The organism is Streptomyces sp. BPTC-684 (assembly GCF_030028635.1).
Lineage (GTDB): Bacteria > Actinomycetota > Actinomycetes > Streptomycetales > Streptomycetaceae > Streptomyces > Streptomyces noboritoensis.
On the sequence record NZ_CP124863.1, the window covers coordinates 4,903,661 to 4,927,130 of the forward strand.

17 protein-coding genes and 1 tRNA gene are annotated in these 23,470 nt (G+C 70.4%); 6 read left to right on the forward strand and 12 right to left on the reverse strand.

Annotated features, from left to right (window positions below):
- Positions 1–216: 216 nt before the first annotated feature.
- Positions 217–1,653: a pyruvate kinase gene (gene pyk, locus QIY60_RS21665; protein ID WP_283143925.1), complete on the forward strand. Its 1,437-nt coding sequence runs from the start codon at positions 217–219 to the stop codon at positions 1,651–1,653.
- 73 nt (positions 1,654–1,726) lie between these two features.
- Here pyk and QIY60_RS21670 read toward each other — a convergent pair whose 3' ends face one another.
- Positions 1,727–2,443, reverse strand: a complete 717-nt coding sequence (locus QIY60_RS21670) for a helix-turn-helix domain-containing protein (RefSeq protein ID WP_349253939.1) — start codon at positions 2,441–2,443, stop codon at positions 1,727–1,729.
- Positions 2,444–2,619: 176 nt separating this feature from the next.
- Positions 2,620–2,694: transfer RNA gene (locus tag QIY60_RS21675), tRNA-Leu, on the reverse strand.
- Between the two features lie 100 nt (positions 2,695–2,794).
- Between QIY60_RS21675 and QIY60_RS21680 the strand changes: the two genes are divergently transcribed.
- The gene (locus tag QIY60_RS21680; RefSeq protein ID WP_283143926.1) at positions 2,795–3,445 is read left to right on the forward strand and encodes a response regulator; all 651 of its coding nucleotides are present in this window, start codon (positions 2,795–2,797) and stop codon (positions 3,443–3,445) included.
- A gap of 117 nt (positions 3,446–3,562) precedes the next feature.
- On the opposite strand, the gene QIY60_RS21685 is transcribed toward QIY60_RS21680, so the two are convergent.
- From QIY60_RS21685 to QIY60_RS21720, 8 genes are all read right to left on the reverse strand, one after another.
- Positions 3,563–4,279 (reverse strand): ABC transporter ATP-binding protein, encoded by a 717-nt coding sequence (locus QIY60_RS21685; RefSeq protein WP_283143927.1) that lies wholly within the window; start codon positions 4,277–4,279, stop codon positions 3,563–3,565.
- Positions 4,276–5,259: an ABC transporter ATP-binding protein gene (locus QIY60_RS21690; protein WP_283143928.1), complete on the reverse strand. Its 984-nt coding sequence runs from the start codon at positions 5,257–5,259 to the stop codon at positions 4,276–4,278. The genes QIY60_RS21685 and QIY60_RS21690 overlap by 4 nt, the downstream gene beginning before the upstream one ends.
- Before the next feature lie 5 nt (positions 5,260–5,264).
- Positions 5,265–7,049, reverse strand: a complete 1,785-nt coding sequence (locus tag QIY60_RS21695) for a branched-chain amino acid ABC transporter permease (RefSeq protein WP_283143929.1) — start codon at positions 7,047–7,049, stop codon at positions 5,265–5,267.
- 5 nt (positions 7,050–7,054) lie between these two features.
- Positions 7,055–7,987 carry a branched-chain amino acid ABC transporter permease gene (locus tag QIY60_RS21700; protein WP_283143930.1) on the reverse strand — a complete coding sequence of 311 codons (933 nt, stop codon included), beginning with the start codon at positions 7,985–7,987 and terminating at the stop codon, positions 7,055–7,057.
- A 132-nt stretch (positions 7,988–8,119) separates the two neighbouring features.
- Positions 8,120–9,346 (reverse strand): branched-chain amino acid ABC transporter substrate-binding protein, encoded by a 1,227-nt coding sequence (locus QIY60_RS21705; protein WP_283143931.1) that lies wholly within the window; start codon positions 9,344–9,346, stop codon positions 8,120–8,122.
- Between the two features lie 477 nt (positions 9,347–9,823).
- Positions 9,824–10,237: a hypothetical protein gene (locus QIY60_RS21710; protein WP_283143932.1), complete on the reverse strand. Its 414-nt coding sequence runs from the start codon at positions 10,235–10,237 to the stop codon at positions 9,824–9,826.
- 418 nt (positions 10,238–10,655) lie between these two features.
- The gene (locus QIY60_RS21715; protein ID WP_283143933.1) at positions 10,656–11,123 is read right to left on the reverse strand and encodes a hotdog fold thioesterase; all 468 of its coding nucleotides are present in this window, start codon (positions 11,121–11,123) and stop codon (positions 10,656–10,658) included.
- A 64-nt stretch (positions 11,124–11,187) separates the two neighbouring features.
- On the reverse strand, positions 11,188–13,488 hold the full coding sequence (locus tag QIY60_RS21720) for an FdhF/YdeP family oxidoreductase (RefSeq protein ID WP_283143934.1): 2,301 nt from the start codon (positions 13,486–13,488) through the stop codon (positions 11,188–11,190).
- 132 nt (positions 13,489–13,620) lie between these two features.
- Here QIY60_RS21720 and polA point away from each other — a divergent pair, with 132 nt between their 5' ends.
- The 4 genes from polA (at position 13,621) to QIY60_RS21740 (ending at position 19,593) form a co-directional block, all read left to right on the forward strand.
- On the forward strand, positions 13,621–16,329 hold the full coding sequence (polA, locus tag QIY60_RS21725; protein WP_283143935.1) for a DNA polymerase I: 2,709 nt from the start codon (positions 13,621–13,623) through the stop codon (positions 16,327–16,329).
- A gap of 246 nt (positions 16,330–16,575) precedes the next feature.
- Positions 16,576–18,279, forward strand: a complete 1,704-nt coding sequence (locus QIY60_RS21730) for a lytic murein transglycosylase (RefSeq protein WP_283143936.1) — start codon at positions 16,576–16,578, stop codon at positions 18,277–18,279.
- 153 nt (positions 18,280–18,432) lie between these two features.
- On the forward strand, positions 18,433–18,588 hold the full coding sequence (locus tag QIY60_RS21735) for an SPW_0924 family protein (RefSeq protein ID WP_283143937.1): 156 nt from the start codon (positions 18,433–18,435) through the stop codon (positions 18,586–18,588).
- A gap of 15 nt (positions 18,589–18,603) precedes the next feature.
- On the forward strand, positions 18,604–19,593 hold the full coding sequence (locus QIY60_RS21740; protein ID WP_283143938.1) for a DUF3068 domain-containing protein: 990 nt from the start codon (positions 18,604–18,606) through the stop codon (positions 19,591–19,593).
- 93 nt (positions 19,594–19,686) lie between these two features.
- Here the strand turns inward: QIY60_RS21740 and hrpB are convergent, their stop codons facing one another.
- Together hrpB and QIY60_RS21750 are read right to left on the reverse strand one after the other, a co-directional pair.
- The gene (gene hrpB, locus QIY60_RS21745; protein WP_283143939.1) at positions 19,687–22,296 is read right to left on the reverse strand and encodes an ATP-dependent helicase HrpB; all 2,610 of its coding nucleotides are present in this window, start codon (positions 22,294–22,296) and stop codon (positions 19,687–19,689) included.
- A gap of 177 nt (positions 22,297–22,473) precedes the next feature.
- Positions 22,474–23,292 carry a class I SAM-dependent methyltransferase gene (locus tag QIY60_RS21750; protein WP_283143940.1) on the reverse strand — a complete coding sequence of 273 codons (819 nt, stop codon included), beginning with the start codon at positions 23,290–23,292 and terminating at the stop codon, positions 22,474–22,476.
- Between the last annotated feature and the right edge of the window lie 178 nt (positions 23,293–23,470).

Below are 23,470 nucleotides of genomic sequence, written 5' to 3' on the forward strand. Positions count from 1 at the left end.
GCCCGCAATTCAACGAGGTCGAACGAAAACGAACATATCTCAGCGCTGGGATCTGAACATGTCAAGGGTTTGCGCGGGAGCGCGGCCCGGCGCTCCGCGCTCATCGGAGCACCCCCGCGCCCAATTCAACAGTTGTCAATAACCCTTCATGCAAAGGTTGTTGAGTAGTCACGCGGGACCAATTCTCTACCGGCCGGTAAGGCCTAGGCTCGAACCATGCGTCGAGCAAAGATCGTCTGTACTCTGGGGCCCGCCACCGACACGTACGACCAGATCAAAGCACTGGTCGAGGCCGGAATGGACGTCGCCCGCTTCAACCTCAGCCACGGCACGTACGCCGACCACGAGGAGCGCTATCAGCGCGTGCGCAAGGCGTCCGACGAAACGGGCCGCAGTGTCGGAGTGCTCGCCGACCTTCAAGGCCCGAAGATCCGCCTGGGGCGTTTTCGCGAAGGTCCCGTACTGCTTGAACGCGGCGACGAGTTCACCATCACCGTCGAGAACATCGAGGGCGACCGCCACACCTGCGGCACCACCTACTCGGGCCTCGCCGGCGACGTCACCACCGGCGAACGCATCCTCGTCGACGACGGCAAGGTGGCCCTGGAGGTCGTCGGCGTCGACGGCCCGCGCGTGCGCACCCGCGTCGTCGAGGGCGGCATGGTCTCCGACCACAAGGGGCTCAACCTCCCCGGCGTCGCCGTCTCCGTGCCCGCGCTCTCCGAGAAGGACGTCGAGGACCTGCGCTGGGCCCTGCGCACCGGCGCCGACATCGTCGCGCTCTCCTTCGTCCGCAGCGGCCGCGACATCGAGGACGTCCACCGCGTCATGGACGAGGAGGGCCGCCGCGTCCCGGTGATCGCCAAGATCGAGAAACCGCAGGCCGTCGACAGCATCGACGACATCGTCGCGGCCTTCGACGGAATCATGGTGGCGCGCGGCGACCTGGGCGTCGAAATGCCCCTCGAACTGGTCCCGATCGTGCAGAAGCGAGCGATCAAGCTCGCCAAGCGGAACGCCAAGCCGGTCATCGTGGCCACCCAGATGCTCGACTCGATGATCGACAACTCCCGCCCCACCAGGGCCGAGGCGAGCGACGTGGCCAACGCCGTCATCGACGGCACGGACGCGGTGATGCTCTCCGGCGAGACGAGCGTGGGCAAGTACCCCGTCGAGACCGTCCGTACGATGAGCCGCATCGTCGAGGCGGCCGAGGAGGACGTGCTGGCCAAGGGCCTGCCGCCGCTCACCGAGCGCAGCAAGCCCCGTACCCAGGGCGGCGCGGTGGCCCGCGCGGCGGCCGAGATGGGCGACTTCCTGAACGCCAAGTACCTGGTCGCCTTCACCCAGTCCGGCGACACGGTCAAGCGCCTGTCCCGGTACCGCTCGCCGATCCCGCTGCTCGCCTTCACACCCGACCCGGCCACCCGCTCCCAGCTCAACCTCACCTGGGGCGTGGAGACCTTCCTCGGGCCGCACGTGGAGTCGACGGACGCGATGGTCGCCCAGGTCGACGAACAACTCTTGAAGATCGGCCGCTGCCGGCGGGGCGACATCGTGGTCATCACGGCGGGCTCCCCGCCCGGGGTCCCCGGCTCGACCAACCTCGTCCGCGTCCACCACATCGGCGAGGACGACAGCCCCAAGAGCTGAGCGCGCCGCCGTACCGGCGACGGGTCCGGGCCGAAGGGATGACCCGACGGCCCGGCCTCGCTCCGCCGCCATTTCAGTACTTGGGGCCTACGTGGGCGTCCATGAGGGCGACGGAGAGTTTGCGGGCGACGGAAATGTTCTGCGCAGTGCGCGACTGGTTGGCAGCCTTCCATTCGACGCCGACGCGGTCGAGGGCGTCCGTGAAGAACCCGATGATGTCGGCGGATGAGTTGGTGAAGAAGTAGCGGGGGTACTCGTACCGCTTTCGCGCGCCCCCGATGACGCGCGTGGTCCAGTTGGTGATCCGGCAACCGTCGGAGTGGATGAGCCCGCGGATGAACTGCCAGGGGTGGGTACCGACGATCTTCTGCTGCCAGGATTCGAGGACGATGGGGCGCTCGTGCTTCTTGCCGGGGCCATGCTGAGGGAAGAGACACCGAAGGCGCATGGAGGTGATTTTGACTTCCGCGCACCCCTGCCGCTGCACCTTTGTCGCGCGATTGCTGGGCAGGACGGACTGCATGGCCTCGGCACACGCATCGATGAGCCCTGGCCAGGTGTCGGTGCATGAGACGGACAGACTCGGGACCCGCATCGTGCGGTTCTGAACGATGTGGCCGTCGCCGAGGTAAAGAGCGAGCAGGTACGCGTACGCGGCTTCGTCGAGTTCGCGTCCATCGCAGCGAGGACACAGGGGAGAACGCCTGCCTGGGCACTCCCCGCGCTTCGCGCGGTCTTCGTGCTTCCAGTAGCCGATCGTGCCGAGCGGGACGTTGAGCCTCCGGGCCACGTCCGTAATTTCTCGCGCCGTCTCGCAGAAGGGTTATCGCCCGCTCGCGGGTTCCAATGTCGTACATGCTGTCGACCGTGGCCGATTTGCCTCAGTTGCACGGTGCGAATAGGCGGGGTTCATGCGTGTGGGTGACGATCAATCGGCACCGGGCGACCTTGGAATCGAAGGAAAAGTGCCCCGGGTCGGACTCGAACCGACACTGTGTGGGTTTTGAATCCACTGCCTGCTGCCAATTGGGCTACCGGGGCCCGAGGAATCAAAGGTTTTCCTTGACCCTGCGCGCGTCCACCATACCGCAGCTAGGTAGGCTCATGGAGAGCAGTACTTGCCCCGCACCGAGGAGCCCCCGTGACCGCCCCCGAGTCGCCCCAGCCCGTCGCCGACGACGACCAGTCGCACGTCCCGCCGCTGACGACCCGCGTCGTCATCGCCGAGGACGAGGCCCTCATCCGCCTCGACCTCAAAGAGATGCTCGAAGAAGAGGGCTACGCGGTCGTCGGCGAGGCCGGGGACGGCCAGAAGGCCGTCGAGCTCGCCCGGGAGCACCGCCCCGACCTGGTCATCCTCGATGTGAAGATGCCGGTCCTGGACGGCATCTCGGCCGCCGAGCAGATCGCCAAGGACTCCATCGCGCCCGTCCTGATGCTCACCGCGTTCTCGCAGCGCGACCTGGTGGAGCGGGCCCGGGACGCCGGGGCGATGGCGTACCTGGTGAAGCCGTTCTCCAAGAGCGACGTCGTGCCCGCGATCGAGATGGCGGTGTCGCGCTTCACCGAGCTGAAGGCGCTGGAGAAGGAGGTCGCGGACCTCTCCCAGCGGCTGGAGACGCGCAAGCTGGTCGACCGCGCCAAGTCGATCCTGCAGACGCAGTACGGGCTGACCGAGCCCGCCGCGTTCCGCTGGATCCAGAAGACGTCGATGGACCGGCGCCTGTCGATGCAGCAGGTCGCGGAGGCGGTCATCGAGGACGCGGAGGAGAAGAAGGCGGCGAAGGGTTAGGCCCGGTCTTCGGCTGCGGGTGGTCTGTGGCTGGTCGCGCAGTTCCCCGCGCCCCTAGGCAGTACGGCCCGCACCACTGACAAGTGGTGCGGGCCGTACCCGTACAGCCGATCGGCGCTAGTCCTCGCCGAGGTACGTCTTGCGGACGTTCTCGTCGTGGAGGAGGTCCTGGCCGGAGCCGGAGAGCTTGATCTCGCCGACCTCCATCACATGGGCGTGGTCCGCCAGGGACAGCGCGGCCTGGGCGTTCTGCTCGACGAGCAGGATCGTGGTGCCCTGGGCCTTGAGCTCGACGATGGTCTCCATGATCTTCTGCATCATGATCGGGGAGAGCCCCATCGACGGCTCGTCCAGCATCAGCAGCTTGGGCTGGGACATCAGCGCCCGGCCCATCGCGAGCATCTGCTGCTCACCGCCCGACAGCGTGCCGGCCGCCTGCTTGCGCCGTTCGCCCAGGATGGGGAACAGCTCGTAGGCGCGCTGGACGTCCTTCTCGATGCCCGCCTTGTCGCTCCGCAGAAACGCTCCGAGCTGGAGGTTCTCGGCGATGGTCAGGCGCGGGAAGATATGCCGGCCCTCGGGGGAGTGGGCAAGCCCCAGCGAGACGATCTTGTGCGCGGGGATGTTCGACAGGGGCTTCCCGTCAAAGGTGATCCGGCCGCCGGAGGGCTTGAGGAGTCCCGACAGGGTCCGCAGGGTCGTGGTCTTGCCGGCGCCGTTGGTGCCGATGAGCGTGACGACCTGGCCCGCTTCGACGCTGAAGGAGATCCCCTTGACGGCCTCGATCTTGCCGTAGGCGACGCGGAGGTCTTCGACTTCCAGAAGAGCGGTCACTGGGAGTCTCCTTCGGTACGGGTCTTTCCTGGAGCGTCGGCCTCGGGGGAGGGGGAGGCGGTGTCGGTCCCGGCAGAAGCCTCGGACCGGGGCGCCGGAGTGGCGTCGGCCTCGACCTCCGCCGCCTCGTCGGCCGCCGCGTCCGCCGCGGCCGCGGCCGCCGCCTCCACCTCCGCGACCTCCTCGCCCCCTGGCGCCCCCTCGAACGGCGTGCCGAGGTACGCCGCGACCACGCGCTCGTCGCCCTGCACCACGTCCGACGTGCCCTCGACGAGCTTCTCGCCCTGGAGCAGCACCGTCACCCGGTCGCACAGGTTGAAGATGAAGCGCATGTCGTGCTCGATGACGAGGACGGCGATGCCCATGTCCCGGATGGCGAAGACCAGTTCCTCGGTGGCCCGGGTCTCCTGCGGGTTCATACCGGCGGTCGGCTCGTCCAGGAGCAGCAGCCCCGGCTCGCTCGCCAGCGCCCGGGCGATCTCCAGCTTGCGCTGCTCGCCGTAGGGCAGATTGCGGGCGAGGTGGTCCGCCTTGTGCTGCAGGCCGATGAACTCCAGGAGTTCCATGGCCCGTTCGCGGGACTTGGCCTCGGCCTTCTTGAAGCCGGGGCCGCGCAGCAGGGCGGACCAGAGGCCCTCCTTGGTGCGGGTGTGCCGCCCGACGAGCACGTTCTCCAGAACGGTCATGTTGGCGAAGAGCCGGATGTTCTGGAAGGTGCGCGCGATGCCGGCCTGGGTGACCAGGTGCGGCTTGGGCGGGAGCACGGTCCCCTTGTACGCGACCTTGCCCTCGGTGGGGACGTAGAGCCCCGTGAGGCAGTTGAAGAAGGTGGTCTTGCCGGCGCCGTTGGGGCCGATGAGACCGACGATCTCGCCGCTGTTGACGGTGAGGTCGACGTTGCGTACGGCGGTCAGACCGCCGAACCGCATGGTGACGCCGGACGCTTCGAGCACCGGGCTGGGGGCGATGGTGGTGGTCATGATGGTTACGCCTCCGCCTTGGTGACGCCGACGGTGGTGTCCGGAAGCCCCTTGTCGGGCACGTCCAGTTGGCCGGTCTCGTGGAATTCGAGCTGGCGGCGCCGGTTGGCGACGATGCCCTCGGGGCGGAACCGCATCAGCAGGATGAGGGCGACGCCGAAGCCGAAGAGCTCGTACTCCTTGAGGAAGCTCAGCTTCTCGGGGATGAGGTAGAGCAGCGAGGCGCCCAGGAGCGGACCGCTCACCGTGCCCATGCCGCCGAGGACGACGGCCGCGAGCAGGAAGGCCGAGTTGGGCGGTGCGGCGCCGGCGAACTGGAAGGGGCTCGGCACCACGCTGTAGTTGACGTGGGCGAAGACCGTGCCCGCGAGACCGGCGAGGGAGGCGCCCAGGGCGAAGGCGATGAGCTTGACCCTAAAGCCGTTGATGCCCATGGCGGTGGCGGCGGTCTCGTCCTCGCGGATGGCGATCCAGGAGCGGCCGATGCGGGAGTTCGCGGCGCGGTTGAAGACGAGCACGATGAGCGCCGTGATCAGCAGCATCAGGAACAGGTAGTTGCCGAAGCGGCCGATGGTGCGGCCGGCGATGTCGTGCGCGGCACCGAGGTTGAAGCCGAAGATCTCCAGGTCGGGGATCTGGGAGATGCCGTTGGGGCCGTTGGTGAGGTTGGGGCCGGAGGCGCCGTCGAGGTTGTTGACGGTGATCCGGAAGATCTCTCCGAAGCCGAGGGTGACGATGGCCAGATAGTCGCCGCGCAGCCGCAGTGTCGGTGCGCCGATGATCACGCCGAAGACCAGTGAGGCGCCCATGCCGATCAGCGCGGCGGCCCAGAACGGGACCTGCACACCGGAGAAGCGGGAGAACTCGGAGCCCGAGACCAGCGCGGCCGCGTAGGCGCCGACGCCGAGGAAGGCCACGTAACCGAGGTCGAGCAGACCGGTGAGGCCGACGACGATGTTGAGGCCGAGGGCCACGGTGCCGAAGATGAGGATGTTGGCGCCGAGGTTGGCGTTGTGGTCCTCGCTCTGGGTGAAGGGGAAGATCACGGCCGCGAGGAAGACCGCGGTGGTCGCGAACCCCTTGTGCCGGACGTTGAGTTCGGTGAACCGCTCGAACAGTCCGGCCGCGAACAGCGCCATCGAGCCGAACAGGACCAGGAGCAGCAGACCGATGAAGGTCTCGCTCTCCTCGTTGTCGACGCCGATGCCGTACGTGAAGACGACCAGGCCGAGCGCGGTGGCCAGCGAGATGATCAGACGCTGGACCCAGCTGGGCAGCGGCGCGGCCGCCGGGATGCCGTCGGGCTTGGCGATGTGGTCGCGCAGCGAGCGGCCCGGGTGGGGCAGCGCGAGCGCGCCGACGACCGGCAGCAGGGAGGAGACGGCCGCGACGAACGCGCCCGGCTCCAGGTTGGCGAGGCCGCCCAGGTCGTACGCGATGGCGATCGCGGTGAACCAGACGACCGCGAACGCGGAGACCGCGGCGAGGAGCACCGGGTTGTTGCTGCCGCCCGGGTTGAGCCAGCCCAGGCCGCGGACCCCGTAGCCCGCGAGGGCGTAGAGCAGGGTGAGCGCTCCGGCGATCAGGGTGAGGGTCTGGAGCCCGGCCGGGTAGCCGGTGACGGTGAGGTCGCCGGGGAACTCGGAGGTCCAGGTCCAGGCGAGGAAGGTGGAGGCGATGGTGGCGACGGCGCCGACCGCGATGAGCAGCCGGGCGACGGGCGCGGGCAGCGGGACGATGCCGCGCGGCTCGGCCGCGGGGGCGGCGGTCTTGGTGGTGCTGGTGGTCATGTCGATCACGCCCTGTCCGCGACGCGTTCGCCCACCAGGCCTTGTGGCCTGAAGAGCAGGACGAGGATGAGGAGGACGAAGGCCCAGACGTTGGCCCAGCCGGAGCCGCCGAGCTGCTGCATCCCGGGGACTTCGGCGATGTACGCGCTGGCCATGGTCTCGGCGAGGCCGAGGACCACGCCGCCGATCATGGCGCCGTAGATGTTGCCGATGCCGCCGAGGACGGCGGCGGTGAACGCCTTGAGACCGGCCTGGAAGCCCATCTCGTACTTGATGGAGCCGTACTTGAGGCCCCAGGCGATGCCCGCGACGGCGGCGAAGATGCCGCCGATGGCGAAGGCGATCATGATGATGCGGTTGGTGTCGATGCCCATCAGCTGGGCGGTGTCCGGGTCCTGCGCGGTGGCCTGCATGGCGCGGCCGGTGCGTGAGGAGCGGACGAAGAGGGCGAGCGCGGCCATGCAGAGCGGGGCGGCGGTGATCAGGAAGATGTCGCCGGTGCCGAAGGAGACGGAGCCGATGTGGAACGGCCCGCCCGGGATCTGCGGGAAGTTCCTGTCGTTCTTGGCCTTCGGGTACCAGTTGAAGACCGCCTGCTGGAGCGCGAGCGAGAGGCCGATCGCGGTGATCAGCGGCGCCAGGCGTGGCGCGCCGCGCAGTGGTCGGTAGGCGAAGCGTTCCGCTCCCAGTGCGATGAGCACGGAGACGAGTGCGCCGCCGATCAGCATCAGGGGGAGGGCTATCCACATGGATATGCCGGCGGGCAGCACGTAGAGGTAGACCGTGAGTCCGCCGAAGGCGCCGGTCATGAAGATCTCGCCGTGGGCGAAGTTGATGAGCTGGACGATGCCGTACACCATCGTGTAGCCGATGGCGATCAGCCCGTACATCGAGCCTAGGAGCAGCCCGTTGGCCAGGTTCTGCGGCAGAGTGTGCACCGCAAGGCCTCCATGGGATGGGGAGTGAGTGCGAGGGGAGTAGACGTCGGGCCGCGCGGTGGACGGTTGTCGTGGCCGCGCGGCCCTGTTGTCGTGCGGTGGTGCGGTGGAACGGGCGGTACGGGGGCTGGATCAGCCGGCGTTGTACGTGCCGCTCTTGACGGCCTTCCACTTCCCGTTGGTGACCTGGTAGACGGTCAGCTGCTTGTTGGTGGTGTCACCGAACTCGTCGAACGAGACCGGGCCGGCGATGCCCACGAAGTTCGTCTTCTGGACCTCGGCGACGATCTGCTGGCGGGCGTCGGCCGGGACCTTGCCGTCCTTCACCACGTTGCCGACGGCCTTGATGATGGCGGTGGCGGCGTCGTACGAGTAACCGCCGTAGGTGCCGTAGTCACCCGGGTACTTCTTGTCCTTGTACTTCTGGATGAAGTCCTTGGCCTTTTCCAGGGTGTCGACCGGCTGACCGACCGAGGTGGCGAGGTCGCCCTCGCCCGCCTTGCCGGCGGTGGTGATGAAGGTGTCGCTGTAGATGCCGTCGCCGCCGAAGAGCGGGATCTTGGCGCCGGAGTCCTTGAGCTGCTTGGTGACGATCTGCGCCTCGTCGTACTGACCGCCGTAGTAGACGAGGTCCGCACCCGAGGTCTTGATCTTGGTGACGAGGGCGGCGAAGTCCTTGTCACCGGTGTTGACGTGGTCCTCGCCCGCGACCTTGCCGCCCGCCTTGGTGAAGCCCTGCTTGAAGAGCGCGGCGAGACCGGCGCCGTAGGTCTGCTTGTCGTCGACGACGAAGACGTTCTTCTTCTTCAGGGTGTTGAAGGCGTAGTCCGCGGCGAAGCCGCCCTGGATGGCGTCGGTGGTGGCGGTGCGGAAGTAGGTCTTGAACGGGCGGGTCTTGTTCCCGGCCGCCCAGTCCTTGCCCTGGGTCAGGGTCGGGTTGGTGTTCGAGGGGGAGATCTCGACGAGGTTGGCGGTCGCGAAGACCTGCTGCATCGTCTGGGCGACGCCGGAGTTCAGCGGGCCGACCACGCCGAGGACGTCCTTGTTGGCGACGAGCGCGGTGGCGTTCTGCTGGCCGGTCGGCGGCAGGGCCTTGTCGTCGAGCGCCTTGACCTCGAACTTGACGCCCGGGACCAGGTTCTTGGCGTTGGCGTCGTCGACGGCGATCTGCACGCCGTACTGGATGCCGAGGCCGGTGGCGGAGTTCTGGCCGGTCAGGGGCGCGTCCACACCGATGACCACGGTCGTCTTCTTGCCGCCGTCTTTGTCGCCGTCGTCGTTGCGCGAACCGCACGCGGTGAGGGTGAGCGCCCCCGTGGTGAGCACGGTGGTGAGAATGAGCAAGGAACGGTGTCGCACGATATGTCCTCTCCCTGGCGCGACGCCTCCGCTGAGGCGCCGTGTGACTCGCCGGGCCGTACTGGGGTGGTACAGGTGCCGTGCAGCAGACGCGCCCGGCGGCGCGGTGACTGGCCGTGACTCTAGGCGCAGGTTGCTGAGTCGGGGACCAGGGAAGGTCAGGATGTGACTTTCTTGTTATGACGAGCGGACACGCCGACGGGAGCTCTGTGGACAGATGGGGGCATTGGTGAGCCCGAAGAGCGCCCACATGCTGAGAATTCCCAGTTCCGCTAAGGGGCTTGAGCTGATCTTGCTACTGACAGAGGGGTCTGCCGGGGGTAGTGGCCCCACCTGCGGTGATGTCCGTGGAGCGGATTTCGGTGATGATCTTGTGAATGCGGACCGGAGGTGCGGATCCCGTTTATCCATTTCGCCCGAGTTACGGAGCGTTACGATCGGGAGTGGCCGGAAGGTTGGTACGGACCCGGCGCGGACCTAGTGCCGACCACCTCCCATCGCACCGTGCCGAGCGGTGCACTCCTGCCGGGACTGACGATCTATCAGCTTGAGTGCGGCGGCGGTTCCGTTCGCCCGCTGCTCGGCCCGGGCGGCGGCGACGACCCGATCATGGACTTCGTGCTGGTCGATCGAGAACCCCTTCTGCTCCCAGTCGAGGCCCGACCAGCGATTGCCCTGGATCATCGCCCGGGCCCAGTAGTCGACCAGCCGCCGACAGTCCTCCTCCGGAGTGGTGGTCGTGGGGGCGGGGACGGGGGTGGCGTGGGATGCGGTGTGCTTGCCGCCGCCACACCCGGCGCCCGCCATGCCGACGATCAGCACGCAGACAACGATCCGGAGCGGGCGGTACCGCGTCGCGGCGCGGTGTCCGGTTCCCGATGGGCTGGCCATGACGGGAACGGTAGGGGGTCACGATCGGTGACACAACTGGCGTGCGGGGGAAGGGGGTTGGGCTTTCGCCGCCCCGCCCCTTCCCGAAAGCCTTTTGGCGGGCGGCCTGGTTCTTCGTCTGCGGGCCGGTGGGGGCTGGTCGCGCAGTTCCCCGCGCCCCTTAAGTGGCGGGGGACGGCCAGCTTGGGCAGCCCGAGGGGGCGCAGGGGGCGCAGCCTCCGCAACGGGGGTCCGGGGGCGAAGGGCTCGGGAGACCGCCCCCACCCACCCCTCACCGAGTTCCGGGGCGGAGCCCGGTGGCGGGGAGCAGGGGCCGCAGGCCCCGCTCGGGGGGCTGGGGGGCGGAGCCCCCAGGGAAACCCACCCACCTCACCTCCCCCCACCCCCGGAGGGTTTAGGGAAGGGGCGGGGAGGGGCCTCACCCCTTGGGCGCCTCCGCATCCCGCAGCAAACACGTAAGCCGAGCCGTACAAACCCGCTTGTCCTGCTCATCCGTGATCACGATCTCGTACGTCGCCGTCGACCGACCACGATGCACCGGCGTGGCCACCCCCGTGACCAGCCCACTCCGCACCCCCCGATGATGCGTGCAGTTCAGATCGACCCCCACCGCGATCTTCGAAATCCCCCCGTGCAGCATCGACCCCACCGACCCCAGCGTCTCGGCGAGCACCGCCGAAGCACCGCCGTGCAGCAGCCCGTACGGCTGCGTGTTCCCCTCGACCGGCATCGTCCCGATGACCCGCTCCGCCGAGGCCTCCAGGATCTGCACGCCCATCCGGGTGCCGAGGTGCCCCGCGGAGAACAGCGCGGGCAGGTCGATGCCCAGCGCCGCGTACTCGTCGATGACCTCCTGCGGGAACTTCACCTTGCTCTGCTCACCCATGGGCGGGACTCCGATCGTGGTCCGGTTCCTCCGGCCTGGCCGGCCGACGTGTCTGAGCGAACGCTTAGACGGTCGCCGATTGTTCCAGACGTACGATCACGGACTTGCTGGCTGGGGTGTTGCTGGTGTCCGCCGTGGAATCCAGCGGCACCAGCACGTTGGTCTCCGGGTAGTACGCCGCCGCGCACCCCCGCGTCGTCGGGTAGTACACGACCCGGAACCCCGGCGCCCGCCGCTCCACGCCGTCCTTCCACTCGCTGACCAGGTCCGTGTACGAACCGTCCGCCAGCCCCAGCTCGCGCGCGTCCTCGGGGTTCACGAGAACCACCCGGCGGCCGCCCTTGATGCCCCGGTACCGGTCGTCCAGGCCGTAGATCGTGGTGTTGTACTGGTCGTGCGAGCGCAGGGTCTGGAGCAGCAGCCGCCCCTCGGGCACCCTCGGATACTCCACCGGCGCGGCCGTGAAGTTGGCCTTGCCGGTCGCGGTGGGGAAGCGGCGCTCGTCGCGCGGCGCGTGCGGCAGCCGGAAGCCGCCGGGCTTCGCCACGCGCGCGTTGAAGTCCTCGAAGCCGGGGACCACGCGCGCGATGCGGTCGCGGATCGTCGCGTAGTCCTTCTCGAACTCCTCCCAGTCCACCGTCGACCCGGCGCCGAGCGTGGCGCGCGCGAGGCGGGCGACGATGGCGGGCTCGGAGAGCAGATGCGGGCTCGCGGGCTTGAGGTTGCCGCGCGAGGAGTGCACCAGACCCATCGAGTCCTCGACGGTCACGAACTGCACTGTGTCCTTTTTACCGAGTGTGCTCTTCTGCACGTCCTTGTCGGTGCGCCCGAGCGTCGGCAGGATCAGCGCCCGGCGACCGGTGACGGCATGCGACCGGTTGAGCTTGGTCGACACATGGACGGTGAGCGAGGCGCGGCGCATCGCGGCCTCGGTGACCTCGGTGTCGGGTGTGGCCCCCACGAAGTTGCCGCCCATCGCGAAGAACACCTTCGCCTTGCCGTCGCGCAGCGCCTCGATGGAGCGGACCACGTCATAGCCGTGGTGGCGCGGCGGCGCGAAGCCGAACTCCTTCTCCAGGGCGTCGAGGAACGCGGGCGCGGGCCGCTCGAAGATGCCCATGGTGCGGTCGCCCTGCACGTTCGAATGCCCGCGCACCGGGCAGACTCCCGCGCCGGTGCGGCCGATGTTGCCGCGCAGCAGAAGGAAGTTGACCACTTCCCGGATCGTCGCCACCGCGTGCTTGTGCTGGGTCAGGCCCATCGCCCAGCAGACGATGGTGCGCCTGGAGGCGAGCGCCATGGACAGCGCCTGCTCGATCTCCGCGCGCGTGAGCCCGGTCGCGGCCAGCGTCTCGTCCCAGTCGGCCGCCCGGGCCGCCGCGGCGAACTCCTCGTACCCATGGGTGTGTTCGCGGACGAACAGCTCGTCCACGGCCCCCTCGGTCTCCACGATCAGCTTGTTGAGCAGGCGGAACAGGGCCTGGTCGCCGCCGATGCGGATCTGCAGGAAGAGGTCGTTGAGCGCCTGGCCGCCGAGCGCGAGGCCCTTGGCGGTCTGCGGGTTCTTGAAGCGCTCCATGCCCGCCTCGGGCAGCGGGTTCACCGAGATGATCTTCGCGCCCGCGGTCTTGGCCTGCTCCAGGGCCGAGAGCATCCGGGGGTGGTTGGTGCCCGGGTTCTGCCCGGCGACGATGATCAGGTCGGCCTGGTGCAGGTCCTCCAGGGAGACGCTGCCCTTGCCGATGCCGATGGTCTCGGTGAGCGCCGAGCCGGACGACTCGTGGCACATGTTGGAGCAGTCCGGCAGATTGTTGGTGCCGAACTCGCGCGCGAAGAGCTGGAGCAGGAACGCGGCCTCGTTGCTGGTGCGCCCCGAGGTGTAGAAGAGCGCCTCGTCCGGCGAGTCCAGCGCCTTCAGTTCCGCCGCGATGATCTCGAACGCCCGCTCCCAGGTCACCGCCTCGTACCGCTCGGCGCCCTCCGGCAGGTACATCGGCTGGGTGATCCGGCCCTGCTGGCCCAGCCAGTACCCACTGCGGCCCGCGAGGTCGGAGAGGGGGTGCGCGGCGAAGAAGTCGGGGGTGACGCGGCGCAGCGTCGCCTCCTCGGCGACCGCCTTCGCCCCGTTCTCGCAGAACTCCGCGACGTGCCGCTTGTCGCCCTCCGGCCAGGCGCACCCCGGACAGTCGAACCCGTCCTTCTGGTTGACCTTCAGCAGCGTCCGCGTCGCCCGTGCCACGCCCATCTGCTGCTGGGCCACCAGCGCCGTGTACCCGATGGCGGGGAGCCCGGCGGCGGCGTGCTTGGGCGGCGCGACCTGCGGCGCGTCCTGAACCGGGTCCCCTGCGGGCGGCTTGGTGGCCATGGCGCTCCCCTTCGAGCGACGTGTGCGATACGTACGGTTCCGATCCTGTCACGGACCACTGACAGCCGTCCCGGCGCGGTCCCCGCCGCACACTGGCCGGGATTGTCAGTGGGGCGTGGCAGGATCGGGGACGTGGCTGAGACAGCATCGAAGAAGACCCCAGACAACCGACCGCGCCTGCTCCTCATGGACGGGCACTCCCTGGCGTACCGGGCGTTCTTCGCTCTGCCCGCGGAGAACTTCACCACCGGTGCGGGTCAGCCGACCAACGCCGTGTACGGCTTCGCGTCGATGCTGGCGAACACGCTGCGTGACGAGGCGCCCACGCACTTCGCGGTGGCGTTCGACGTGTCGCGCAAGACCTGGCGCTCCGAGGAGTTCCCGGAGTACAAGGCGAACCGCTCCAAGACCCCCGACGAGTTCAAGGGCCAGGTCGAGCTGATCGGCGAGCTCCTGGACGCGATGAACGCACCGCGCTTCGCGACCGAGGGCTTCGAGGCCGACGACATCATCGCGACGCTGGCGACCCAGGCCGAGGCCGAGGGCTTCGAGGTCCTCATCGTCACCGGCGACCGCGACTCCTTCCAGCTCGTCTCCGAGAACGTGACGGTGCTCTACCCCACCAAGGGCGTCTCCGAGCTGACCCGCTTCACCCCGGAGAAGGTCGAGGAGAAGTACGGGCTGACCCCGCAGCAGTACCCGGACTTCGCGGCGCTGCGCGGCGACCCGTCCGACAACCTGCCCGGCATTCCCGGCGTCGGCGAGAAGACCGCCGCGAAGTGGATCAACCAGTTCGGCTCCTTCGAGCAGCTGGTCGCGCGCGCCGACGAGGTCAAGGGCAAGGCCGGGCAGAACTTCAGGGACCACCTGGAGTCCGTCAGCCTCAACCGCCGCCTCACCGAGATGGTGCGCGACGTGGAGCTGGCCAAGACCCCGGCCGACCTGGAGCGCGCGCCGTACGACCGGACGGCCTTGATCGGCGTCCTGGACGTGCTGGAGATCCGCAACGCGTCGCTGCGCGAGCGGCTGCTCGCGGTCGACCCGGGCGCGGGCGAGGAGGAGGCCGCGGCCCCCGCCGCCGGCGTGGAGCTGGACGGTGCGGTCCTGGGCGCGGGCGAGCTCGCCCCGTGGCTCGCCGAGCACGGCTCCGGGCCGCTGGGCCTGGCCACCGTCGACGCCTGGGCGCTCGGCACGGGCAGCGTCAGCGAGATCGCGCTGGCCGCCGCCGACGGCCCCGCGGCCTGGTTCGACCCGTCCGAACTCGACGAGGCCGACGAGCGCGCCTTCGCGGCCTGGATCGCGGACGCCGCCAAGCCGAAGGTCCTGCACAACGCGAAGGCCGCGATGCGGGTCTTCCCCGAGCACGGCTGGAGCGTCGACGGCGTCACCATGGACACGGCGCTCGCCGCGTACCTGGTCAAGCCCGGCCGCCGCTCCTTCGCCCTGGACGCGCTGTCCGTGGAGTACCTGGGCCGCGAGCTCGCCCCGGCGGCCGCCGACGGCCAGCTCGCCTTCGGCGCCGACGACCAGGCCGAGGCCGAGGCCCTGATGACCCAGGCCCGCGCGGTCCTCGACCTGGGCGACGCCTTCACCGAGCGCCTCAAGGAGGTCGGCGCGGCCGACCTGCTCCACGACGTGGAGCTGCCCACCTCGACCCTCCTCGCCAAGATGGAGCGGTACGGCATCGCGGCCGACCGCCCCCATCTGGAGGCGATGGAGCAGCAGTTCGCGGGCGCGGTGCAGCAGGCGGTGAAGGAGGCGCACGCCTCGGTGGGCCGCGAGTTCAACCTCGGCTCGCCCAAGCAGCTCCAGGAGGTCCTCTTCGGCGAGCTCGCCCTGCCCAAGACCAAGAAGACCAAGACGGGCTACACGACGGACGCGGACGCGCTGGCGTGGCTGGCCGCCCAGACCGAGCACGAGCTGCCGGTCATCATGCTGCGCCACCGCGAGCAGGCGAAGCTGCGGGTCACCGTCGAGGGTCTGATCAAGACCGTCGCGGCGGACGGCCGCATCCACACCACCTTCAACCAGACGGTCGCGGCGACCGGCCGCCTCTCGTCGACCGACCCCAACCTCCAGAACATCCCGGTGCGTACGGACGAGGGCCGCGCCATCCGCCGCGGCTTCGTGGTCGGCGAGGGCTTCGAGTCGCTGCTCACCGCCGACTACAGCCAGATCGAGCTCCGGGTGATGGCCCACCTCTCGGAGGACGAGGGCCTCATCGAGGCCTTCGCCTCCGGCGAGGACCTGCACACGACGGTGGCGTCCCAGGTCTTCGCCGTCGACAAGACCCAGGTCGACCCGGAGATGCGCCGCAAGATCAAGGCGATGTCGTACGGCCTGGCCTACGGCCTCTCGGCGTTCGGCCTCTCCCAGCAGCTGAACATCGAGGCCGCCGAGGCGCGCGGCCTGATGGACACGTTCTTCGAGCGCTTCGGCGGCGTACGGGACTACCTCCAGCGCGTGGTGGAGGAGGCCAGGGCGACCGGTTACACGGAGACGATGCTCGGCCGCCGCCGCTATCTGCCGGACCTCAACAGCGACAACCGCCAGCGCCGCGAGATGGCCGAGCGGATGGCGCTCAACGCCCCGATCCAGGGCACGGCTGCGGACATCGTCAAGGTCGCCATGCTCAAGGTGGACCGCGCCCTGACCGAGGCGGGCCTCACCTCCCGTCTGCTGCTCCAGGTCCACGACGAAATCGTCCTGGAGATCGCGCCGGGGGAGCGCAAGAAGGTCGAGGCCCTGGTCCGCCGGGAGATGGCCTCGGCGGTGTCCCTGCGCGCCCCGCTGGACGTGTCGGTGGGCGCGGGCGCGGACTGGGAGTCCGCCGCGCACTGACCATCCGGCCCGGACCACCGGACCACGAGAACCTGCCCGCCCCGGTACCGCACCGGGGCGGGCGGGCCTCTGTACGGCGGGGGGAACCGATTCTCCGCCATATCTGGGCAGCTCCCGGGTGACGAAACGGTGAAAAGGTGAATAAGGGTCAGGGGGTGGTGTCGCCGCACCCAGCGGGTCCGTTAGGGTCTCCTGAGGCCTGCGCTGGGGAGCGCGAACTGCTGACCACGGGGAGGGGCTGGACGTATGGCACCGCAGATCGGGCGACGGCTGCGCAGGGGAGCGACCACGACCGCCGTGGCCGCGGCGGCGGTAGCGGCGCTCTCCGCCTCCCAGGGACCGGGCGTCCTGGCCAACGGCCCGGCGGGTGAACAAGCGGCGTCCGGCACCCCGACGCCTCCCCCCGGAGCCCCCGCCAGCGGCAACTCGCCGTACTACACGGACCTCCCGCCCCTCGTCTCCCCGAACCCGCCGGGCGCCCCGACCACCAACTCGCCCGTCATCGGCGCCGACCAGCAGGGCATACCCGCGACCCTCCTCGACGCCTACAAGAAGGCCGAGGCCGAGCTCGCCCGCGATCGGGCCTCCTGCCACCTCCCCTGGCAGATACTCGCGGCCATCGGCAAGGTCGAGTCCGGCCAGGCCAACGGCGGCCGCGTCGACGCCAACGGCACCACCGTCACCCCGATCCTGGGCCCGGTCCTCAACGGCGTCGGCTTCGAGAACATCACCGACACCGACGGCGGCTCCTACGACGGCGACAAGGTCCACGACCGCGCCGTCGGCCCCATGCAGTTCATCCCCTCCACCTGGGCGACCTCCGGCCGCGACGGCAACGGCGACGGTCGCAAGGACCCCAACAACGTCTACGACGCCTCGCTCGCCGCCGCCTACTACCTCTGCGGCAACCGCGACCTCGCCGTCCAGTCCGACCTGGACAAGGCGGTGCTCAGCTACAACCACTCGCAGGAGTACCTGACCACGGTCCTGTCCTGGTTCGACTACTACAAGCGCGGCTCGCACGAGGTCCCGAACGGTACGGGCGTGCTGCCCGGCAGCCGCAGCGACACCCCGGTCCGCCGGCCCTCCGGCACGGTCCCGACCCCGCACCCGTCGACCCCCGGCCCGACGCCGAAGCCCACCCCGCCCAAGCCCACCCCGTCAAAGCCCGGCCCGACGCCGACGCGCCCCGAGCCGTCCAAGCCCACCCCGAGCGACCCCGGCTCGCCGAAGCCGCTGCCGTCGAAGAAGGCGAGCACCTTCGAGGACGCGGACACCGCGCCCCTGACGGCCACCGCCGGCTCCTCGTTCGCCGGGCAGCCCAAGGCGCGCGTCAAGGACCAGTTCGGCCGGCCGATGGCCAAGGCGACCGTCCGCTTCCAGGTCATCGGCGCCACCGACGCCCGCTTCCCGGGCGGCGCCACCCAGGTCACCGTGGACACCGGTGCCGACGGCCGCGCCACCGCCCCCGCCCTCCTTGCGGGCGAGCAGACCGGCAACTTCACCGTCCGGGCCACCGTCGTCGGCACCAGCCTGCCCGAGATCAAGTGGACCGCCACCGTCAACGCCCGCCAGGCGGACGCCCTGGCGCGCACCGACACCAAGGAGCTGGCGGCCGCCCCCGGCGCCGAGTTCGCCAACTACGTGGAGGTCAAGGCCACGTACAAGGGAGCCGTCGTCCCCGGCATCGCCGTCGCCGCCGCGATGATCGTCACCCCGGAGCCGCCCGCCACCGGCACCGCGGTCGCCGACCCCAAGGTCAACGACAAGGGCCCCTACTTCAAGGACGACAAGGGCAACCCGATCCGGTCCCTCAAGGATCTGAAGACCGACGCCAACGGCGTGCTGCGGCTTCCCAAGATCTACGCGGACGGCCAGACCGGCACCTTCGTGCTCCGCCTCGCCACCCCGGGCGGCGCCACCCTCGACGTCCAGCTCAAGGTCGCCTGACCACCTCACCTCCCGCGGCAACCTGCCGCCGTCGTCTCCGGACCGCCCCCGCTGCCGCCAGTGCAGCGGGGGCGGTCCCACGTGTTCTCATCTCACCCCCGCGTTGCTACGGTGCCCCAACCCTGACGACCCATCAGCTCCGGGAGGCCGAGCATGCGCGCCCTCGTCGCCGCGGCCATCGGGCTCGCCGCCGCCCTCGCCATCGTGCTGACCGTCTCGGCGATCGGCGGACCCGAGGGCACCACCTCGCCCAAGCCCCTGCTCACCACCGTCCCCACCGCCCCCGGGGCCATCCCGCCCGGGAAGTAGAGGAGAGCCGGCCGCATGCGACGCAAAGCCAGCCTGATCCTGCTCGCCCTCGCCGTCTTCTTCGAGGCACTCTCCCCGCTGCTGCGCTGGTACGCCTTCCCCCGGCTCGCCAAGATCCCGCCCAGCCAGTACCAGGAGACGGTCCTGGAGGCGAAGAACGCCACCCTCCTCGACTACAAGGCGTTCAAGTCCGTGACGGTCCCCAAGGTGACCATCGTGCAGACCCTCAAGGGCAACGTCGAGGAGTCCCGGAAGATCGAGAAGACCGCCGGGAGGGACGTCGTCGTCTGGGACTCCCTGACGTATGTCCTCGACGACAAGGGCCAGTTCGTCTCCAAGAACCCCGAGCGCTATATCTTCGACGCCCACAGCCAGGCCCCGGTCCACGCCACCGGCGAGATGGTCGACGGCGACCCGGTCAAGCGCGAGGGCATCGAGTTCAAGTGGCCGTTCCTCACCGAGAAGCGGGACTACGAGTACTTCGACGCCCAGAGCCGCACCAGCGCCCCCATCCACTACAAGGGCACGGTCACCTTCCACGGCCTGAAGGTCTACTACTTCGAGCAGACCATCCCCTGGACCCGGGTCCCCTTCCCCAAGGCCATGCCCCTCGGCGTCACCCCCGAGGTCGCCAAGCAGACCGGCCTGACCCGGTGGTACAGCACCAAGCGGATGTTCTGGGTCGACCCCGTGACCGGCGGACCGGTCAACGGCGAGGAGATCCACCAGGAGGAGCTCCGCAACGCCACCGCTCTGTTCGGTCAAGACAAGATCACCGCCTTCTCCGGTCATGTGAAGATGCGTGAGGACTACGTCGACCACACGGTCGCGCTGATCAAGAAGAACCGCACTCTGGTCCTGCTGCTCACCTCCTATCTCCCCTGGGGCTTCCTCGGTCTCGGCACCGCACTGCTCGCCCTCTCCCTGTGGCTGGAGGCCCGCAGCCGCCGCCCCGGCACCCCGGCCCCGACGACCCGTACGGAGCCGGAGCCGGTCAACGCCTGACCCCGGCGCCAGAGCGGCTCGGGTTTCCGCGGGTCACCGTGTCGAAGGTCGCCGTTCCGCACGTCCCCGTTCCGCAGGTCGCCCTTCCTCGGGTCAGCGTTTGAGCCGGGCGTTGGTGTGGCGCGTCGGCTCGGCCCGCGAAGGGTCCTCCGGCCAGGGGTGCTTGGGATAGCGCCCGCGCAGCTCGGCACGGACCGCCCGGTACCCCTCCCGCCAGAAGTTCGCCAGGTCGGCGGTGACGGCGGCGGGTCGCCCGGCCGGGGAGAGCAGATGTATGAGCACGGGCACCCCGGCGACCTCCGGCGTCCCCTCCAGGCCGAACATCTCCTGGAGCTTCACCGCGAGCACCGGCTGCGCGCCCCCGTACTCCACCCTGATCCGCGACCCGCTCGGCACCTCGATGCGCTCCGGCGCCAGCTCGTCCAGGCGCGCCGCCTCGCCGCTCGCCCACGGCAGCAGCCGGTTCAGCGCCTGCCCCGCGTCCAGCCTCCCCAGATCGGCCCGGCGCCGCGCCCGGGACAGCTCCGGCTCCAGCCACTCCTCGGCCCGCGCGAGCAGCGCCCCGTCCGACACGTCCGGCCACGGCTCGCCCAGCGTCCGGTGCAGAAACGCCAGCCGCTCCCGCAGTCCCCCGGACTCCCGCGACCACCGCAGCAGCCCTATGCCCTCCTTCGCCAGCCCGTCCAGGAGCGCCCGCCGCACCAGAACCGGGTCGGGCTGCTTCAACGGCCGCACGGACAGCTCTACCGCGCCCAGTCGCTCCACCTGCCGGGCGACCACATCACCGTCCTCCCAGTGGACCTCCTCGCCCTCGGCCCCCAGCGGCCCGGCCGCCACGCGCGCGATGCCCTCGTCCACGACGGCGGCCAGCCGCACCCGCGCCGAAGCGGCCTGCACCGGTCGGTCCGCCACGGCCACCGCGAGCCACCCGGCGCTCCGCAGCCCGGAGCCCTGGCCCAGCTCGGCCCGGGTACCGGACACCATCAGGAACGAGCCCTCACCCCGAGCCCGCGCCACCCGCTCCGGAAACGCCAGCGCGGTGACCAGGCCTGCAACGGCGTCGTCCGACCCCGATCCCGGAGGCGCTTTCGGACTGGAGCCCGAGGGAGAGGCGGATCCGGATCCTGCTCCCGGCACCGTGGACACGGACCCCGCCCCTGTAGCCGTGGACGCGGACCCCGCCCCCGTCACCGCCGACGTCAGCCGCCGCACCTCCTGACGCCAGCGCGCCGCGTATCCGTCGCCGCCCCGGCGGGCCGTGCGCCACGCCGCCGCCAGGTCGTCCCCGTACTCCCTCGGGGGCTCCTCGCTCAGCAGCGCCACCACCTCGGCCGCCCGGCGCGCGCCCACCTCGGCCGCGCCGTCCAGGAGCGCCCTGGCCAGCCGGGGGTGCACCCCGAGCCGGGCCATCTTCGCGCCCCGCTCGGTGGCCCGGCCGCTCTCGTCCACCGCACCGATCGCGGTCAGGACGGAGCGGGCCGCCGCCATGGCCCCGGCGGGCGGGGCGTCGAGCAGCGCCAGTCCCCGTGCGGTCGGATCGCCCCAGCACGCGGCCCGCAGGGCGAAGGACGCCAGGTCCGCGATCTTGATTTCGGGGGACGGGAAGCGCGGGCGCCGCGCGTCGTCGGCCGGCGCCCAGCACCGGTACACCGTGCCGAACGCCTCCCGGCCCGCGCGGCCCAGCCGCTGGGTCGCCCCGGCGTCCGAGACCGTCACGGTCGCCAGCGAGCCGAGCCCCCGTGCGTGGTCGACGCGCGGCTCGCGGGCCAGCCCCGAGTCGACCACGATCCGCACGCCCGGCACGGTCAGGCTGGACTCGGCCACGGAGGTCGCGAGGACCACCCGCCGACGCCCCTCGCCGCCCCGCAGCACCGCGTCCTGGACGGCCGCCGGAGCCCGCCCGTGCAACTGGAGGACCTCGGCGTCCACCCCGTCCAGCATCCCGGCCGTCCGGGCGATCTCGCCGGTGCCCGGCAGGAAGCAGAGCAGATCCCCTTCGTGCGCCTCCAGGGCCAGCCGGACCGTCGCCGCGACGTGGCGCAGCAGCTGCGGGTCCACCCAGGTGCCGTGTGCCGGGCGGATTCCGGCGGGCGGCGGGGCGTAGTGGATCGCCGCCCCGTGGCCCTGTCCCGTACTCCGCACCACCGGGGCCGGGTCCGTGCCGTCGGCCACCGTCAGAAGCTGCGACCAGGCCTCCGCGTCGCTGGTGGCGGACGCCGCGATCAGCTGGAGCTCCGGGCGCAGGGCGGCCCGTACGTCCACGAGGAAGGCGATCGCGGTGTCCGCGTCGAGATGGCGCTCGTGGCACTCGTCGAGCAGCACCACGTCCACCCCCGCGAGCTCGGGGTCGCGTTGCAGCCGTTGCAGCAGGACGCCGGTCGTCACCACTTCGACGACCGTGCCGGGACCGGTGCGGCGCTCCCCGCGCACGGAGAAACCGACGGCGTCCCCGACCTCCTGGCCCAGCAGCCAGGCCATCCGGCGGGCGGCGGCCCGGACCGCCATCCGCCGCGGCTCGGCCACCAGCACCCGCCGCCGTGGCCCGGCCCCGGTCAGCCCGGCCAGCGCCAGCGGCACCAGCGTGGTCTTGCCGGTGCCCGGGGGCGCGGACAGGACCGCCGTGCCGCGCCCGTCGAGTGCGCTCAGCAGCTCGGGCACGGCATGGCGTACGGGAAGACGCTCGATCGCGTCGGTTCGGATCACGACCACAGTTTCGTACGTCCCGACCCGGCCTCGTTTCCGGCTGTCCACAGACCAGCTGGTTTGTCGGTTCGTATTACTAATGGGGTGAGGCGGGACCTCTGCCGGGGCGGCCGGCCCCGGCGGAGGTCTCAAGCCCGCCGTCCAACCCCCGCGCACACGAGCCCGCCCACGTACGGCCTAATCGCGCTCGCACACGAAAATCGCCGTGCCCGGAATCAGATTGCCCCGCAGCGGGGACCAGCCGCCCCACTCCTGTGTGTTCCAGGCCGGCCACTCCGGCTCGACCAGGTCCACCAGCCGGAAGCCCCCGGCCACCACGTCGCGCACCCGGTCGCCCAGCGTCCGGTGGTGCTCGACGTACACCGCGCGCCCGGCCTCGTCCTGCTCCACGTACGGCGTGCGGTCGAAGTACGACGCGGCCACGCTCAGCCCCTCCGGCCCCGGCTCGTCGGGGAAGGCCCAGCGGATGGGGTGGGTGACGCTGAAGACCCAGCGGCCGCCGGGCCGCAGCACCCGCCGCACCTCGCGGAAGACCCGCACCGGGTCGGACACGAAGGGGACCGCTCCGTACGCGGAACACGCGAGGTCGAAGGAGCCGTCCGCGAACGGGAGCGCCCCCGCGTCCGCCTCCACCAGCGGAACCGCCCCGCCGTCGATGCGCAGCGCGTGCTGGAGCTGGCGGTGCGAGAGGTCCAGGGCGACCGGCCGGGCGCCCTGGGCGGCCAGCCAGCGCGAGCACTGGGCCGCCCCGGCCCCGATCTCCAGGACGTCCAGTCCCTTCAGGGACTCCACGGGGCCGAGCAGCGCCGCCTCCGCCTCGTCCAGCCCCTCGGGGCCCCAGACGAAACGGTCGTCCCCCAGGAACGCTCCGTGGTCGGTCTGGTACTCGTCGGCGTTCCGGTCCCACCAGCCGCGACTGGCCCGGCTGCTCTCCGCGTCGTCGGCGTCACGCCGCGTCGCATCGGGCTCGTATTCGGCCTCGTACTCTTGGATCATCGTGTCCGTCGTTGTAGTTTGCGCAGAAGCGCGAGCGCGGCTCTGCCGCCTCGTTCTGCTTGGGTCGACATGGGCCTGCGTGGCCTCGGAGAACCTGAGTTGTGCCGGGAATGCGGGGATCCGCCCCGGGTGTGCGCCTTCGCGCATTGACCGTGTCCGGCTGCCCCCGTATGCTACA